Consider the following 18,193-nt stretch of genomic DNA (forward strand, 5'->3'; position numbering starts at 1 on the left):
ATATCGGTGTCGCGTCAGCCACTTACTACGTTGTACCTCACGACTTATTTATTTTCCCCACATCGCATTGGCGGTTTCGGGGAAAGGCATTGTCACTTCAGGAACATTAGCAGCAACCCGGTTGGCCCACTCAACACCCTGCATCAGGGAGTGATCCTGGTTGCTGACTTCGTATTTCCAGGCACCAAACCGCCCCCGCGAATAGATACCAAATGGCTCCAGTTTGGGCAGAACAGCCTTCAGAATACCATCCCGCTCCACCGACGGCGTCGGGTATCCATAATCGAAAGCCATGTGAAAGGTTGAGATAACATCATCGGCAGATTCGATAAGCTGATCCTCTATCAGTGCCTTTATAGTATCCTGAATCAACGTTTCGCGGTCGACCGGCTTGGCCGATGACTCACTCGTTTCAGTCATCAATGACCAGTTCTGATTGATATCCGGCACGTTGTTTGGGCTGTAGTTCGAGAATACCGTTACCCGATAATAAGGGCTGTTGTATTCTGGAAAATACATCCAGCACATGGTTTTCAGGCTTTCCTTCGGTTTCCCCTTCAATCCGATACCGACTACGTTGGTAGAGGAGTGTTTCAACCCCTGTGCCTTTTGTACCGTTTCGGCATCGAGGCCTTCCACCTTCTGCGTAAACAGATCGAGCGGTACGGTGCTCATCAGGTATTCGTACTGAATATCGGTACCATCGGCCAGCCTGATTCGTTTCTCGGGGCCGATCACTTTTTCAACGGTAGCGTTTAGCTTCACATACTCCCGACCGATGAGGTTACCTACTGATTCCCAAATGCTCCCCGTACCTCCCTGTTTAGGAAATTTAAAGGTACTGTTAGGCCCCCACGAAAAATCGTCCTGATTGAAAATGATATTTTTGGTAACCCGTTGCAAGTCGGTAATAGCTACCCGTTCCCCTACCCAGACGGCGTTCATATCCTCGGGTGGATACGCCCACACCTTAAAGTTATACGGAAACATGAACGTATCGGCCAGTCCCTGCCCGAACGTGGCCAGAATCCATTCGCGGAAATTGGCTGGCTTCTGATTGGTCGGAAACTTATAGTTATGGATAATCCCTTCCAGGCATTTCCACATGGTTTCGGGAGACAGGTATTTGATGTTGTTCTGAAACGGGTAAGGGACAAAGCGGTTTTCGATCCAGACCCACGATTCACGCTGGTGACTAAGCCATCCATCTTCCCCTAATGCCTTAAGCATCAGGTCGTCGAAGTATTTGTAGTGAGAAAACTGGACGTGACCACCCACATCCCAGGTAAACCCTTTGTCGTCCACAAAGCTACGGGACAGCCCCCCAATACGGTTTTCTTTTTCTAAAACGATGAAGTCGGTAATACCTAACTCTTTCAGGCGGTAAGCAGCTCCCAGACCCGTTGGGCCGGAGCCAATAATAACGTATTTATAATTCATTGCTGAGTGATCAGTTCAAGGTTTCCTGCTTAAGGTTTATCGTTAGCTGCCCAACAATCCTCAAACTATTATTTATGCCGTTACCGGCTCTGGTTTTCTGAGTGCTTTAACTTTACCAGCCAATTCAAAGCGGAACTGAGCCAACTCTTTAAAACTCTGGAAACAGACTTCCAATAGTTTCCATTTCAGGATAGATACCGTTCCCGTTAGCCTTTCCTTGTGCGTAATTGGGATATCGAACGTATTGAAACCCGCTTTTTTTGCCATAACGGCCAGGAAAATATTGGGCGCAAAAGGAGTTGGGGTCGGAAGCTGCGCCAGTAATTTCCGAAGGAACGAGCCCCGGATAAGCCGGAACGGGATATTACTATCCATGATGTGCGTTCCGTAGATTAGCGTAATGCTCCACCGAAGAATTCGGGTGATTACCAACCGGGGCAGGGCATCATACCGCTCTTCCCGATAACCCAGAATAAACGGGGATTCCGTACGTTTGGCCCACAATCGGGCAAAATCGTCGGTAACGAACTGATCATCACTATCCGTCTGGAACACATAGTCCGAATCCAGCGCAACGGCTTGCCGATACCCGTTTACAACGGCGTTTCCATGACCACCATTTGGCTGATGAACAACCATCAATTTTGGGTACCGACTTTTGATCTGATCAAGAATTTGCCCGGTTTTATCTTTAGAGCCATCATTAACGACAATCAGTCGGGTATTTTCGCCAGGAAACTGACGGGTCAATAGATCAGTCCACTGCTTGACAACAGTTTCGATTACTTCTTCTTCATTGTAAGCTGGCATTACAATGGACAGCATGAGGCTCATTCAGTGTACTTTAGGAGGTTGACAATACCCTTCGTTTGTCAACAGGTTTGAAATAGACTAGGCTAATTAATCAACGAATTGACTGTACGTATTACTACTGCAAATATAAGGAAATTGTTAGCGGGTAAATGCCTTAACCCGTCATGACCTTATTGTGTGGTCAATGCAGAGATGACCGTGAGAGCCGATACCGGATACATCTGCTGGTCAGTAAGAGAAGCGATCCTTGAGTGAATTGACTGGTTTTTCGATCAGAAACCAGGAAATCGTGGCCAGCAGAACGGTCAGTAGAACAAAAAATGAAAACTGAAAAAAATACGTACTATTCAGCACCGGCAGGTGGTTTGTCAGCCAGTTCCAGGAGCGTACCGTAAAATGGGTAGGTTTCGTATGATAGACATTAAAGACGAAATTATGGTAGAGATACAGCCCGTAACTGATACGCCCCATGTACTGACTGACGGGGTTTTCGAGTATCCATTTCATAGCCCCGCCGAAACCCAGTACCGCACGCCCAATCAGGAAAAACCCGAACAACGAAGCCGCCAGCCGCTCCCACACATCAGACATAACGTTATGATAGCCCCGTGGCGAATCGATGGCAATCCAGTTATTCAGTACGCCAACGCCAATAAAAAGTAACAGGCTCAGCCAGACCCAGACCGATGAGCGAAAGAACCGGTTAAACCAGTCGCGCTGGTAAAGCCAGCCGTACGCCATGAGCGCACCCAGCCCAAAAGCATCCAGACAGGTTGGTGTTGATACGTATCCGATGAACCAGGGCATGTGCGCCCGATACAGGGCATAACGCAGAGCCACGCTACCAATAATCATCAGAAAAGCCGTGAGCGGAACAAAACGGCGGGGTACAAAGAACAGCAACAGGGGCAAAAACATATACACCTGCTCCTCCACTGCCAGCGACCAGAGGTGATCCACGGTACCCAGCCAGGTGTGTTTGAGGGCAATATAGATATTAGTGCCGTACAGTGCCAGCCAGGCAAACTTTTGCCGAACAGGCGGCTCATTAACCAGTGCCAGTATAAACAGGGTGAGGTAATAGACGGGGAAAATCCGAATAGTACGGCGGATATAGAAGGTCTTGAGGTATTTCCCCAGGCCCCCATTGGGCTGATTGCTGAGTTTATCTTTGCTGGATAGCAGAATACGGGTAATCAAAAAACCACTGAGTACAAAAAAGATGGTGACTCCCAATGCGCCCAATGCACCCACTGGCAATGCAATGCGCTCCATGGTCCAGTGATCGAACAGGACCAGAGCAACGGCAATGAACCGAACCCCGTCCAACTGAATCAGGTGGTTCAGGGCCGGGCGGGTAGGCTTCACGAATTGGGTTATTGGCTGCATAGCATTGATAAACAAAGGGCAAAGTTACCAGTTCGTTTTGGTAGTTGTGCCGGGTGCTCCCACCGACTGAATAGTCTGGTTGGTTGGATACAGGCTTGCCCCACTAGCTGAAACGTTCAGCACAAAAACCTGATAAACGCCCGTTTCCAGTTCGGCGTGTAAGATCGTAGCCCTGAAACCAGCGGCAAAAAGTTTTTCAGAATCAAAAATAGCCGCCCGAAGGGAGCCTCTGTTCTGACGTACCGGAAACAGATACGTCCGCTTCACGGAACGAGCCACTATAAAGTTCCCCGCATTGACCAGTTCCTGCGGGGGGGCACTGGTATTCAATATCTCATACTCCTCCGCCGTTTTGGTTACCTGCACCGCTATGGGAGACTGACGGGCCGGGCCGTAAATAGCAGGCAGAACGGAGTTTAAAAAAGACGGGGCCAGCGATGTATAGCGTTCAGAAATCGAGTCCCGGCTAACGGCCGGGCCATTGATGCTGTGGGACCAGTTAAACTGATTCGTCAGCATCCACTGCCGCCACCAGATGGTATCCGCTAAGTAGGTAATGTATGAACCAGCCATCAGCACACTGCCAACCAGTAAACCGCCCGTCAGCACCCTTTTTTTTACCGAAGCCCCGGCCCGACTGGCCAGATAGGTGTATAAAACAGCCATCAATAGCAGCGAGTACAGTTTATACCGACTGGTGATGAGGGTGTTGAAACCAAATCCGGTACGCGTCCAGGCTACCACGGCACTTGTGCCAATAAGGAAGGCAACCGTTCCCAGAAAGAAAAAATCGAGCGGAGACAAGGGCTTGCGGCTTAAAAAGTTTCGGAGTAAACCAAGGCTGATAGCCAATACCAGCAGTAGACAAATCCCCCCCAGCAACACACATAAACCCACCACCGGCCCAACCGGTACTGCCTCCGCAGCCGAGCCATTAAAAGCCAGCCAGCCCTTTATAAACTGAAAAAATGAACTCTGTAAGGGTGGGTTTCCGGGTGGTTTTTGGTAACCCCAAAAATAACCCACGAATGCCAGAGCAGCCCCCGCAACCCACTGGAGTATCACTCTGTACTCCTTCTTACGGGCAAACCCGGTTTGTAACAGCAACATACCAAACCCAACGGGCCATACCAGCAGCCCGTTACCACTGGTGAGCGTAGCAGCTACTGCCAGCACCAGAGCCAATCCTGTTTTTTGGGTATAAGCAAGTACATAAATCGCTAGAAACACCCAGAGCATAACGGTGAAATTCTGCAATGCAGCCATCCCCCAGAACATGTTCTCCCAATGCGAGAGATTCAGCAGTAGAAACGCCACCGGCGGGAGATATATCAGCCCCACTCGCCAGTTCACCACCGTCCTACTTGTAAAGGTACTATCCGGCACCCCACCTGACTGACTCAGTACCCGTCCGAAAACGGCTAGCAGGCCTATCAGACTCAGGTTGCCAATGAACATAAGATGGACAAAATTCAGCTTCCCCGTTATATGGTAATCAAGCCAGGTAATTAGTCGATCGTACACAATCCGGTGCTCATTGTGCTGCTTTACGAACTGATAAATTTTTCCCGAAAATGAGGATTCTTCATCGAGAGCGAATAGAAAAAACCGAAGTACGTGGTCATCCCATTTGGGTACATTGGCGGCATATACGCCCCACACGTACCAAAACATTCCAATTGGAATCAGCAACAGGAAAGCGGCAATCCAGAGTCTGGAAGAACCGGAACGGGTCTGGCGTGATTGTCGCGTATCGGGTAACGTTACCACTTGATTCAACACTAGTTGGTAAACGAGGCTAGTTGACGAGCAATATTGACGGGGTCCAGCCCGGATAGTTGCTGATGATATTTCTGGTCGCCGTACAGGCCATTCGGGTAGCCCTGCGCCGTCAGGCTCACAAAATGACTGGGTGATGCGCCGTCGGTCAGCAGCTTAACGGATAATTGCTGAGCCAGTCCACCGATTGACACGTGTTCTTCAACTACCAGCATCGGCTTACCCGCCCAGCGATGGGCCAGATCGGACGGCAAATGCAGGGGAAGGTTTGTAGCAGTAAAAACATCGAATTGTCCCGTTAGTAGTTCGTCATTCAGGGCAGTAAGCACATTAGCGGCTACTGGCCCCAGTGCCACAACAGTGCCAATGGAAGCTGCACTGCGCACAATGTGTTTGAACGAACCATGGGTTTCGGCACCGTCGGGTGTGTTAGGCCCCGCGCCCAGACGCAGGTACGTAGGCCGGCCCTCAGCTACGATCTGGTCGAGCATAGGAGCCACCTCGTCCGCAAAAGCCGGGATGTAGGTATTCACGTTCTGTAAACTGCTCAGACAGGCCAGATCTTCGATGGCGTGGTGGGTACTCCCCATAATGCCGTAGCCATAACCGCCCCCGTTGCCAACCAGAAAAACCGGCATATTATGCAGACACACGTCATTACGAAACTGCTCCAGACAGCGATAAACCACAAACGGGGCGATGCTGTAACAGAACACTTTATATCCTTTGTAGGCCATACCAGCGGCAACACCTACCATGTTCTGCTCGGCGACACCCGCATTGATAAAACGCGGCCCTAAGGCATCAACCACGTTTTCCAGCGCGTTGTAGCCCAGGTCACCCGTAATGAATACTACTTTATCGTCTTCCCGCCCGATTTTCTCGATGGCGGCTGCAAATTCCTTTCGCATAGTAGTAGCGGACCTGGGTCCGTTTCTGTTTACTTACTTTTTCGCTGTTCAATCATGGTACTGATCTCAGCCGAAGTCTTGTACACCCGATCCCCTTTGCGAACCATGGTCCGGATAAATTTCGGGCGTTTTTTGGTCTCCTCAAAAATCTTGCTGATGTACTCACCCAGAAACGAAATACCCAGCAGGTTGATCCCTCCGAAGAATGTGACAAGAATAATAACGGTCGACAGGCCATAGGGAGTATTCGGGTCGAAGTTAAGGAGTCGGGCAACGATCTGCCAAACGATACCCAGCATCGACAGCCCCGTCAGGACGAAACCCGCGTAGGTCATCAGTTCCAGCGGAGCAAAACTGAACGAGAAAATAGCTTTCTTGGCCCACCAGATATTCTTGGTCCAGTTATTCGTCGAAACACCGAACATCCGCTCCGGCCTGACATAATCAACACCCGTTTGTTTAAAGCCCACCCAGGCCCGCAATCCCCGCAGAAACTGCTCCGTTTCGGGCAGATTGACCAACTCGCGTACTACTTTACGGTCGATGATTGAGAAATCACCCGCATCGACCGGGATGTCGATATACGCGGTTCGTTTGAACAGGCGGTAAAACTGTTTGTAGAAAAAATGAACGTGGGACGGCATTTCGCGCTGCACCCGAACACCGTATACTACATCGAATCCCTGTTGCCATTTTTCGTAAAACTGCGGAATCACCTCGGGGGGGTCCTGCAAATCGCCGTCCATGAGCACAACGGCATCGCCCGTAGAAATCTCCATGCCGCTCAAAAAAGCCGACTGCGAACCAAAGTTTCTGGAGTGCTTGATAACCACAACGTTAGGATCTCTAGCGCAGATTTCGTTCAGTACCTCGTCGGTATTATCGGGGGAATTATCGTTGACGAATATAATTTCGTAGCGTACTTTCAGTTCATTGAACGTTTTCACCAGCCGCTCATACATGTATGGAATGGCCTGCGCATCCCGATAACAGGCAATGATAGGCGATATGACCGGGTTGAGCGAGGGAGTCTGAAAAGCGGGGATAACCCGACTTTCGTACTGGTTGGTTATTTGCCAGTCGGCCGTTCGGCGCAGCCCATCGCTGAGGGGTGTCCGTGCTTTCCAGCCCAGGTCAGCTTCGGCGGCTGTGGGGTCGCCATACCAGTCGGACAGATCCCATTTTCGATTGGTCATGCTACCCCAGACCGGTTCCTGCGTTACCCCAAACGTTTGCCGGGCTACCTCGGCCAGTTCGCGCATGGTCGTTCTTTTACCCGTTGCAATGTTGTATGACCGCCCCCGAATGGTGGGGTTGACCCGCAAAGCTGCCTGCACAAAGGCATCGACACAGTCATCTACATACACGAAGTCCCGGCTGATGTCGGGCGAAACGAGGGGGGGCCAGTGCCCTTTACGGGTTTCTTCAACGAGCCGGGGAATCAGCCGGTCGGGTTCTTCCCAGCCACCGTAAATCGAGTAAAGCCGCAGGTTCAGCGTGTTTAGCTGGTGCATTTTAGCGTAATACTCCAGCGTGTAAGCTGCTGATACTTTCGACACGGCGTAATGGCTGTTCGGCTCGACCCGGTCCGTTTCCTTCGGAGCGGTACAGTTGAACCCATATTCCGAACTGCTTCCGGCATGGATGTATACCATATCGGGTGTGCAGTTTTCGAGGATGTTCACGGTACCCAGCACGTTGGTTTCGTACGTCAGGATAACATTTTTTTGCTTACTGTAAGCGCCATAGGCTGCCAGATTGAAAATAGTTCGAGGCTTTATTTTCTCGAATACATCCTGTACCGACGCATCCGATAGAATATCGCAGTGAATAATATTTTCGGCGGGCACATCCAGTAACTTGAGCCGCCAGGCCTTTGTAGCATCGTGGGTGAGCGCATACACATCAGACGTTCCGGTGGTCTGGCGGACGCGAAAAAGCTGCTCAAAAAGATTAGCGCCGATAAAGCCACTGGCTCCAAAAACGACGATTGGGCCAGCAAGCTGTGAAGGATCAGCGGGTGCCACAGTGGGAGTAGACGAATTCATTCAGGCCGCAAATTACGGCAAAAGACGGATATGCCCGCCAGAACAGGGAGTTTTATAGGGAGTGGTACGATAGGCCAATCAATAATCAGGCGTGATGTGGCTGAAAATACCGCTCACTAACCTCCGTATGTGCCTGCTCGTACTGGGCTTCTGTCATGGGCAGGTAATGCCATTCCATCCGGTTTTCCATGTACGAAACGCCTTTGCCTTTAATTGTTTTGGCAATCAGCAGTTTAGGTTTTCCATTGACATTGGCCGTCAACCGATCAATTGTTGCTACCAGGTCGGTAATATTATGACCATCCACCACTTCAGTATCAAAACCAATGGCATTCCAGGTTTGTACATCGGCCGTGTCACCCATCACATCGGCTGTCTGACCAAAGCCCTGCAACCCATTTTTGTCGATTAGGACAATTAGGTTATCAAGCCTGTGCTGCATAGCGAAGTGGGCAGCCTCCCAGGTAGTTCCTTCGTTGGTTTCACCATCCGACATCAGCACAAACACACGGGAATCATCGCCAATTAGTTTCCCCGCCCGGGCAATACCTGCACCAATGGGCAGCCCATGCCCCAGCGATCCGGTAGCAAAAGGAATTCCCAGGTGCTGTTTAGGTGCCGGGTGGGCGGGCAGCGAGGTACCATTCAGGTAATAGGTAGCCAGAGTTTCGTCCGATATCTCGCCGAGGTAATTCAGGCAGGTATACAGCGAAGCAGCCGCGTGGCCTTTTGAGAGCAGGAACGTATCCTGTTCCCGTTTTCGCAGAACGAGCGTCGCAATCATCAGGTCGATGCAACTGAGCGAACAGCCAATATGCCCGGCATGAGCCTGGTTGTAGAGACTCAGCAATTTAAGTCTGAGTTGCCCCTGAAGCGTTTTTGTATCGGCTATATCTGTAGTTAAAGTCATAAGTTGGCTGATGCTAACGGGCTAATCACTATAGCGATAAGTTCTCCCTTTGAAGTCAAAAATAGTAATTTTTTCGCCCGAACTTCCCTTTACCAATACAATCCGGTCGGGCTCACCAGGATCGATGCGCTCGATGTACTGCGCATCTTTCGGCAAATAAACATTCACCAGTTGGGCATCCAGTAGTGATACATCCGAGAAGGATTTATCGTTTTTCTCCGAGTAAATAATTCGCTTTTTGTTCGGATACAGAATCGTATCGCCTGGTGCATACTGTTTTATAAGTTCCTGAGCGGATGCCCAGTAGGGGTTAGCAATCCGGGGCGAGCCGAACTGGGTATATTTAGCCGCTGTGTCGTCGTAAATATTGCCCAGAACCTCCACGATGTTTCCCGCCTGAATAAGCAATACGGCCGCAATGGGAAGGCTAAACCACCAGCGGGTACTCGTTAGCTGATACAGTCCCATGGCCACTAAGATACAGACGTACGGAAAGGAAAAACCCGAATACCGCTGCGTAATGCCAAACGTATGTCCCGACCGCCAGGCCATGAACAGCAAAAAAAACGTTGGTATTAAAGCCAGCAGGATTAGCAAAACGACAAAATGCCTCTGCTTTCCATCAATAGCGTCGGTCGTGTAACGACCAATCAGGTAGATGAATGGGGGTGCAATGGATAAGACCAGCAGACGAAGAGGCAGCAGGGTATAAAAAGGCAATCCAACCAGCAGCAGGAGGGCCACGGCTGCATATACCCAGACGGGCGGTTTTGCCATCGCGTAATACCGATGCATCACCAGCGTAGCGGCCGTTCCTAAGCCTAAGGCCAGTACCGCATTCCGAATACTACCCAACACACTCCCTACCCCGTTGGTAAAAACAAACAAATCAGCGAAGACAGGGACCGCCCGTTTGGCAATGTTAGGGATTGTAGCGGGCAGGATAATACCAAACCCATTGTTCAGTGGATTCGTGAGGGCCAGATTCCGGTAAAAATTCTTCTGCTCCTCCAGGATATAAAATGTGTACGTACCCCCACCAAACAGAAACCACAGTGAAATAAGCCCCACGCCTATCCCGCCAGTCAGGGCGAGTGAAAGCCAGGCCCGGCCATTCCGGAGGTAGAGCAGCGCATACAGGCCATGACACAGGAAAACCGTAATGGCCAGGTAATGAGAAAGCACAGCCCCAACAAAAACGAGTCCGTAAGCCGCGTAGAGCCCGGCTAGGGAAGCAGATGATTTATTGGGAGCTAAACGAACGCGCTCCATAATGAGCAGAAAGAGATGCGTGGCCAACAGGGTCAGCAGGAACGTCATGGAATAGTTACGGGCAATGTGACTGTAAGCCACAAAAAACGGCTCCACAGTGGCAATACCGGCACTAGTCAGGGCTAGCCCATCAACCGGATTTATACCCAGAAATCCAGTGCTACCCAAGCTACTGCTGCGTGATGTAGGCTGATAGTGCCGACGAACGAAGAGAAACAGCATACCCACCAGTAGTGTACTAAAGATAACGGAGGGCATTCGGAGGGAAATATCACTCAATCCAAAGACCTTTAGCCAGAGCCACAATACAGCATAATAGGCCGGGCTGTTGCCAATGTCACCCCGAATGTTGGCTTCAATGAAATCATTGATGGTTTTGGGCTTCCAGAATTCGGCGGGGGTAAAGTACGTCTTGCTGAATACGTCCTTCTGATTAGACCCTTCCAGCACTACACTCTGGCTGATGAGGAGCGTCGATTTTTCGTCGAAGAAGATACTATATGTACCAACCCGGTACAAACGAAGACTCAAAGCCAGTACTAATAAAGCAACCAGCAAAAGCAGTGTATTACGTGATAAAGGAGCAGACATCAGGGCAAAACTACGTGCAAAATCCGGGTTCTCATAGTTTCAGGATTGTGAATTCTACGCGCCGGTTTAGTTTACGCTTCTCCTCATTGGTGTTGCTGGCAACGGGTTTACTAGGGCCCCAGGCCTTCGTCTGAATACGGGTTTCGTCTACTCCTTTTGCCATTAGGTACTCTTTTACGACCCGAACACGATCCTCAGAAAGTTTCATATTAAGGTCCCATTCTCCCTGATTATCGGTATGTCCTTCCACCAGTAACTCCATTGTCGGGTACTTTTCCAGCATCGCCACCACCTGATCCAGTTCGGTATTGGCACCGGGCTCCAGTTCGTACTGGCTTTGCTGAAACAGCACCTCGCGCATGGTAATTTTTTGACCAGGCTCAATTTTTACCAAAAGCAGGGTACGCCGGATATCCCGAAATCGTTTGTCTTTACTCAGGTCAAGCACTTCGGTCGTAGTGAAGTATCCCTCTTTTTTTGCTTTCAGCGTATATACTTTCTGCGTGGGTAAAATCATCGTAAACCCACCGGTTTCTGGGTTATAGTCAACGGTGGACAAGTCCGTGCTGTCGCCAAAAACCTCCGAGATCACTTCCGAGGCTACGGGTTTTTTACTCTTCGAATCCAGCACCTGTCCCGATATGATAGCAACCGGGTCGGGCTTTATGGCAGGGTATAATTTTAATCGGAAAATATCATCCTCGCCCAGCGAGCCAGCGCGGGAACTCAGATAGGCGTAATCGCCCGAGGCCGGAATGGTAAAATAGCCATCCCACTCATCGGTATTAATCGAAGGGCCGAGGTTTTCGGGCTCACTCCAGTTGCCCCAGGATTCATCCAGTCGCCGACTAACGAAAATATCCCCATTACCATAACCCGCGTGACCGGCTGAGGTGAAATAAAGCGTTCTGCTGTCGGCCGCTAAAAACGGCGAACTTTCAAATTCTGCTGTGTTAATCACATTACCCAGCGATACGGGTTCCGTCCAGCTATTGTCCGGCTTTTGCAGCGACACATACAAATCCCGATTGCCCCGGGTATCCTTCCGCTGAACAGCCAGAATAATGGCTCGCCCGTCGGGTGATACACAGAATTCCAGTTGGTTTTTCTCGTGCAGGTTGTAGTTATTGGCAATGCGGCATTCTACCGGTTGCGACCAGCCTGCGTTGGTCCGGATGGATTTGGAAATCCCGAACGACATACCCCCATCGGGTCGGTATACGTTGATCAGGTAAGCCGTGCGCCCATCGGGTGCCATGCCGCTAATGGCATTATCGCCCGCATTGTTGATAGGCGGGCCGATATTGACGGCTTCGCTCCAGTCACCCTGATTGGTATTGGCGGCCGACTGGCGCGTGGAGTACCAGACATCCTGCCGGTCGGCGGCTCCGATATTGGCCTTGTTGAAATTTCGGGTGAAGTACAGCGTCCGCCCATCGGGTGAGATAACAGGGGCGACCTCCTGACCGGCTGAATTAACGGTTTTCCCCAGGTTTTCTTTCTGAATTTCTTTGGGTGTCTCCCTGGACAGGTTGATTCCTACAGCTATAGGGGTTGTTTCTTCCGAAATACCGATGGCATCGATCTGATTCATCCCTTTCAGAGCAGCCCCATTTATAACAACTTTAATTCGGGAACAGCGGTAATCAGGCTCTTTAGGGAAAATTCGGAGTAGTGGATCGGTACGAGGCTGGGTGCCCGATGCTTCGTAGACGACATGCTCGGTGCTTTTATCATCGGTTACGATAACCCTGACAACGGCTCCCGGATTTACATTTTCGGCTATGATAATCTGCCGGGCATACATAGGTTTATCAAACCCTAGCAGGATCCATTCATCGGATGTTCCGTCGGCATAAAAGGGTGCCCAGGCGCAGGGACTTTCGCCCATTTCGGGTACTTTACTGGGCCGACCCAATGCCTGCGACGCACTGAATTGTTCGCCGGTAGACTCTCCTTTTTTTTCTGACGAAACGCCCATTACGCGGCCTGCCCACTGTATGCGGGATGGCTCCAGGTCGTTACGAGTGCCCGTCTGCGGTTGCGGAGTCGTTGTTTGCGCCTGACTTCTTGAAGTGGTCATTACAATGATGATCCCCGTCAAAATGATCCAAAATCGCATAAACAGTAAAGCGTGAGTATAAGTTATATACGGAATGTTTAAAGAATTAGTTGTCTATTTTAACGATAAGTTACGCACCTATCGTGCCAGTTAGTGAGAAAACTTAATTCGTCAGTACCCGATATTCCCAGGGTTTGAGCGTAGCAGTCATTTCGGATTTTAACTCGATGGGCTGATGACTGAATATCTCGGTGTACATGCCCGTAAAACCATCCCCCATCAAATGTACCGTTTGCGGGTGATCGCTCAGATTGAGTAGCACAACGACCCGGTCACTATCGCGCTGCCGGTAAAAAGCGTACACAGCCTCGTCATGATCGGTACTGATCTTCATTACTTTACCCCCAGCCAGTCCATTCCACAAAGCCCGGTTTCGGTGTTTTAAGGTAAGCAGGGTCCTGAAGAAGTCGCTTTTGGCATAATTCCCCCAGGGAATTGTATCCGGTTCAAAAAAAGACATCCGTTTATTCAAATTGGACTCCATCCCATTGTACACCAGTGGCATACCTTCAAGCGTGCAGCTCAGCACCATAAACGCGTCGGCACCGGCCCCAAGCGTCTCCGTTAGGGTACCGTTACTGTTATTTTCGTCATGATTCTGCGTAAACAGCATCTGATAATACCAAATAGGAAAGCGTTGCTGGTTTACTTCCCGTACAGAGTCGATCTTATCGGCCGTTCGAACGCCTTTCGCTACTGCCTTCATGATATTATGTATCGTCCAGCTGTAATTCATATTAAAACAGCTTTTAAACTGAGCTGCTTCATTTTCCCATTCGGAGAGCATAAAAACCGTCTTGATTTTATCTAATTCAGGACGCAATTCAGCCCAGAAGTTATTCGGCACAAAACCGCCCATATTACACCGATACCCATCCACGTCTGTCTCCTTCACCCAGTACTGCATGGTACTAATCATAGCCCGTCGCATGGCGGGGTTATTGTAATCAAGAGCCACAACGTCCTTCCAGTTGGTCGATCTATTGGTTTGCGGATCAGTGGGTGCAATCATACGCCCGTTCTCCTGGAGGTACCAGTCGGGATGGGCACTCACCCATTTGTGATCGCGGCCCGTATGGCTGGCCACCCAGTCGAGCACGATGTGCAGGCCCAGCGCGTGCGCCCGGTTAACGAGCGACTTAAATTCGGTGAGCGTACCATAAGCCGGATTTACATCGTCATAATCAGCAATGGCGTACAAACTGCCTAAGGTACCCTGTTTATTTTCCTGACTGAGGGGAAATATGGGCATCAGCCAGATAATATCGACCCCCATTTCTTTCAGGCGTGGCAACTGTTCTTCAATTTCTTTGAAATTACCCTCTGGTGAAAATTGCCGCGTATTAACCTCGTAAATAGTCGCATTTTTAGCCCATTCAGGAGCAGGGGGGGCTGCCAGTGCAACAGTATCTGAAGAGGACGATTCTGATTTATTCTGTTGGGTATCGCGACAGGCCGTTGCCAGTATCAGGGCACTAAGAAAAACGACCAGATGTACTTTATTCATGAACGGAGGGCTACAGATTCAAAAGGACCAAGGGGACACATACATCAGGCTACCAGAGGCAGACTGCTGTTTTTTAATTGCTGGATAGCTTGCAGCGGGTCTTCCGCCTTAAAAATTGAATTACCCGCTACCAGCACATTGGCCCCGGCCCTAACTAAGGCCTCTGCATTTTGCTGACTGACTCCCCCGTCAATTTCAATCAATGCCGGAGAGCGATTTACCGTCAGAAGGTGTTTTAACTTCGTTACTTTCTGAATGGTGTGTGGAATGAATGACTGACCGCCAAAACCAGGATTGACAGACATCACCAGAACGGTATCGATTTGTTCCAGCACGTCTTCAAGACTCGAAACGGGGGTATGTGGATTAAGCGCAACGCCCGCCCGGCAGCCTAGTTCACGAATGCGGGTAAGTGTTCGGTGCAGGTGCGTACAGGCTTCGTAGTGAACATGAATAACCGAGGCCCCTCCTTCGGCAAAAGCCTCCAGATACCGCTCAGGCTGGGTAATCATCAAATGTACATCCAGCGGTTTCCGGCAGTAGTTGCGGGCTACCTCCAGCAATGGAAAGCCAAACGAAATATTAGGAACAAATACACCATCCATCACATCAAAATGCAGATAATCAGCTTCGCTCTGGTTAATCAGTTCCAGTTCTTTTTGCAGATTGGCAAAATCGGCGGCCAGCAAAGAAGGGGCAATGAGGGGCTGATTCATAGTTGGTCAGATGTACTGAAAAAAGGAACGTCCGAAAAAAGCTTAGTCGGTACCTTATGCAATTATGGGTTACGTATTTTTTTGTCCTGTAAAACTAACGTTTTTTTGCATGAACGAGGAAACAAACTCAATATTGCCGACTAAAGCCAGGCAGTCAGTTAGTCAGTGGGTTAGTTCGTTGGTTTGTCAGTTAACCAGCCTGTAGTTAATGCATGAACGTTATAATAACCAGCTACCAACTGACTGACCAACGAACCGACTCGACAACTAACTAACTGATTGACTGAACAACTAATATACCTATGATACCCCAGGAACGTATTGCCGAATTGACTGATTTGCTGAATCACTACAATCATCAGTATTACCAGAACAGTATTTCGGAAATCGACGATTTTACATTTGACAAACTGTTAACCGAGTTGACTGAACTGGAAATTCAGTACCCCAACTATCGGCGACCTGACTCACCAACGGCCCGCGTTGGCGGTACGATCAGTAAAGAGTTTGCTACGGTTTACCACCGTTTTCCGATGCTCTCGCTGGGTAATACTTACTCGGAAGAAGACCTGATCGAGTTCGATAAACGCGTGCAGAAAGGACTGAACGGCCAGGAATACGAGTACATCTGCGAGCTGAAATTTGACGGTGTGGCCCTGAGCCTGACGTATGAAAATGGTGTTTTTGTGCAGGGTGCCACCCGGGGCGATGGCGTACGGGGTGATGATATTACGAACAACATCCGCACCATTCGCACGGTACCCCTACGGGTGAAAGCAGAGCAGCAGGCCAATAAAAAAGTCGATAGTCAATCGTACACCCTGTTCCCCGAGGCCGATACCACCCCTTCTCCCCTGCCAATTCCAGCCCTTTTCGAGGTACGCGGGGAAGGTTTTTTGCCGTTGGCGGAGTTTGAGCGTATCAACAGAGAACGGGAAGACATTGGAGAACCATTGCTGGCCAATCCGCGAAACGCGGCTTCGGGCACCTTCAAACAGCAGGATTCGAGTGCCGTGGCCAAACGGCGGCTTGACTGCTATGTCTATTCGTTTCTAGCCGATGATACAGAGCGTGATACGTTCCAGACGCACGAAGAAAGCCTGATTGCTATGTACCAGTGGGGCTTCAATGTGTCGCAGAGCTGGCAGAAATGCACTGACATTCAAGCCGTAATGCAGTACATCGACCAGTGGGAGCAAAAACGCTTCGACCTGCCGCTGAATACGGATGGAATCGTTATTAAGGTAAATCGCTACGACCAGCAGCGCGAGTTGGGTTATACGGCCAAAAGCCCCCGCTGGGCCATTGCCTACAAATACAAAGCGATGGCAGCCAGCACCGTTCTGAAGGGAATTCGTTATCAGGTAGGTCGTACGGGGGCCGTTACGCCCGTTGCCCTCCTCAAGCCCGTTCTCCTGGCCGGAACCACCGTAAAACGGGCCTCCCTGCACAACGCCAACGAGATAGAGCGGCTGGGTGTAATGGTAAACGACACGGTTTTTGTGGAGAAAGGGGGCGAAATCATTCCAAAAATTACGGGTGTCGACTTAACTAAGCGTACTGACAGAAGTGAACCAATCGTTTATCCCACCACGTGTCCGGTTTGTAATACACCGTTGATTCGCCGGGAGGGAGAGCGAGGTGTCGCCCAAGCCAATTTTTATTGCCCGAATGAGCGCGGATGCCCCCCCCAGCGGCAAGCCCGGTTTGAACACTTTATTCAGCGTCGGGCCATGAACATCGAAAGCCTAGGCGAAGGGAAAATTGAACTCCTCATCGACCGGGGATTAGTCGAAACCCCCGCCGATTTGTACAAACTGACGTACGATGATTTGCTGGGTATCGAGAAGAGTTTCATCGATGAGGAGGCGGGCAAAAAACGAATCGTCAGTTTTCGGGAGAAAACCGTCGAGAATATCCTGACGGCCATTGAAAAGTCAAAAGCACAACCCTTCTCCAATGTGTTGTTTGCACTCGGCATTCGGTATGTGGGCAATACTACCGCCGAAAAGCTCGTAGACTATTTCGGGTCGATGGATGCCGTGATGACGGCCAGTCAGGAAGCCTTGCTGGCCGTACCGGACACCGGTCCCCGCATTGCCGAGAGCGTAGTAGAATGGTTCGCTGATGACTACAATCGGGCCATAGTGGAGCAGTTACGGGAAGCAGGATTGCAATTCTTCGGGGAGAAGAAAGTAGTGGAGCGGGAAGGCGATACACTGGATGGTAAGACATTCTTGTACACCGGCACGTTTGCCAACTTCACCCGTGAGGAACTTGAAACCCGCATTGAAGCCAACGGGGGCAGAGTACTCAGCGGTATTTCCAAAAAGCTGAACTACCTCATTGTCGGCGAAAATGCGGGGCCATCGAAGGTGGAAAAAGCCCGCAAACTCACCGTACCCATGATCGGCGAAGACGAGTTTATGGCCATGCTGGTGGTATAAAGAGTTATCTAGGCTGAATGGTTTGCAGGATACCTAGTAATTCGGCCTGCTGGTCGTCGGGATAGGATACGTTTAATGATTCTCTCAAAAAGCCACCTTTTACTTCTCTAAGGAATGCTGATAAAATAAGGTGACACAAATTTTGTAGTTTTGCTCGCAGCTTCTATTTCCGCTCATGGCTCACTACTCTGCCTCCATCGAACAAGCCATTCGTGACTTTTATGCCCGTCTGGCCGAAAAAGATAAAC

The 18,193-nt window shown here is 50.1% G+C and carries 12 protein-coding genes; 1 reads left to right on the plus strand and 11 read right to left on the minus strand.

Annotated features, from left to right (window positions below):
• Positions 1-48 precede the first annotated feature (48 nt).
• The 11 genes from B157_RS0112185 to rpe form a co-directional block, all read right to left on the minus strand.
• Positions 49-1,440 carry a protoporphyrinogen/coproporphyrinogen oxidase gene (locus tag B157_RS0112185; RefSeq protein WP_020603607.1) on the minus strand — a complete coding sequence of 464 codons (1,392 nt, stop codon included), beginning with the start codon at positions 1,438-1,440 and terminating at the stop codon, positions 49-51.
• 72 nt (positions 1,441-1,512) lie between these two features.
• Positions 1,513-2,274 (minus strand): glycosyltransferase family 2 protein, encoded by a 762-nt coding sequence (locus B157_RS0112190; RefSeq protein WP_020603608.1) that lies wholly within the window; start codon positions 2,272-2,274, stop codon positions 1,513-1,515.
• Positions 2,275-2,481: 207 nt separating this feature from the next.
• Positions 2,482-3,642, minus strand: a complete 1,161-nt coding sequence (locus B157_RS0112195) for an acyltransferase family protein (RefSeq protein WP_020603609.1) — start codon at positions 3,640-3,642, stop codon at positions 2,482-2,484.
• Positions 3,643-3,666: 24 nt separating this feature from the next.
• Complete coding sequence (locus B157_RS0112200) at positions 3,667-5,412, minus strand: hypothetical protein (RefSeq protein WP_245565067.1); 1,746 nt, start codon at positions 5,410-5,412, stop codon at positions 3,667-3,669.
• A gap of 11 nt (positions 5,413-5,423) precedes the next feature.
• Positions 5,424-6,332: a transketolase family protein gene (locus B157_RS0112205; protein WP_020603611.1), complete on the minus strand. Its 909-nt coding sequence runs from the start codon at positions 6,330-6,332 to the stop codon at positions 5,424-5,426.
• A 29-nt stretch (positions 6,333-6,361) separates the two neighbouring features.
• Positions 6,362-8,380: an NAD-dependent epimerase/dehydratase family protein gene (locus B157_RS0112210; protein WP_020603612.1), complete on the minus strand. Its 2,019-nt coding sequence runs from the start codon at positions 8,378-8,380 to the stop codon at positions 6,362-6,364.
• 85 nt (positions 8,381-8,465) lie between these two features.
• Positions 8,466-9,290: a transketolase gene (locus B157_RS0112215; RefSeq protein WP_020603613.1), complete on the minus strand. Its 825-nt coding sequence runs from the start codon at positions 9,288-9,290 to the stop codon at positions 8,466-8,468.
• Positions 9,291-9,311: 21 nt separating this feature from the next.
• Entirely contained in the window at positions 9,312-11,153 is a 1,842-nt protein-coding gene (locus B157_RS0112220; protein ID WP_020603614.1) for a glycosyltransferase family 39 protein, read from the minus strand.
• A gap of 31 nt (positions 11,154-11,184) precedes the next feature.
• Positions 11,185-13,275, minus strand: coding sequence for an OmpA family protein (locus B157_RS0112225; RefSeq protein ID WP_020603615.1), 2,091 nt, complete (start codon positions 13,273-13,275; stop codon positions 11,185-11,187).
• A gap of 103 nt (positions 13,276-13,378) precedes the next feature.
• Positions 13,379-14,782: an alpha-amylase family glycosyl hydrolase gene (locus B157_RS0112230; protein WP_020603616.1), complete on the minus strand. Its 1,404-nt coding sequence runs from the start codon at positions 14,780-14,782 to the stop codon at positions 13,379-13,381.
• A 44-nt stretch (positions 14,783-14,826) separates the two neighbouring features.
• Entirely contained in the window at positions 14,827-15,498 is a 672-nt protein-coding gene (gene rpe, locus B157_RS0112235) for a ribulose-phosphate 3-epimerase (protein ID WP_020603617.1), read from the minus strand.
• 302 nt (positions 15,499-15,800) lie between these two features.
• Between rpe and ligA the strand changes: the two genes are divergently transcribed.
• On the plus strand, positions 15,801-17,945 hold the full coding sequence (gene ligA, locus B157_RS0112240; RefSeq protein WP_020603618.1) for an NAD-dependent DNA ligase LigA: 2,145 nt from the start codon (positions 15,801-15,803) through the stop codon (positions 17,943-17,945).
• Positions 17,946-18,193 lie beyond the last annotated feature (248 nt).

The organism is Spirosoma spitsbergense DSM 19989, assembly GCF_000374085.1.
GTDB lineage: Bacteria > Bacteroidota > Bacteroidia > Cytophagales > Spirosomataceae > Spirosoma > Spirosoma spitsbergense.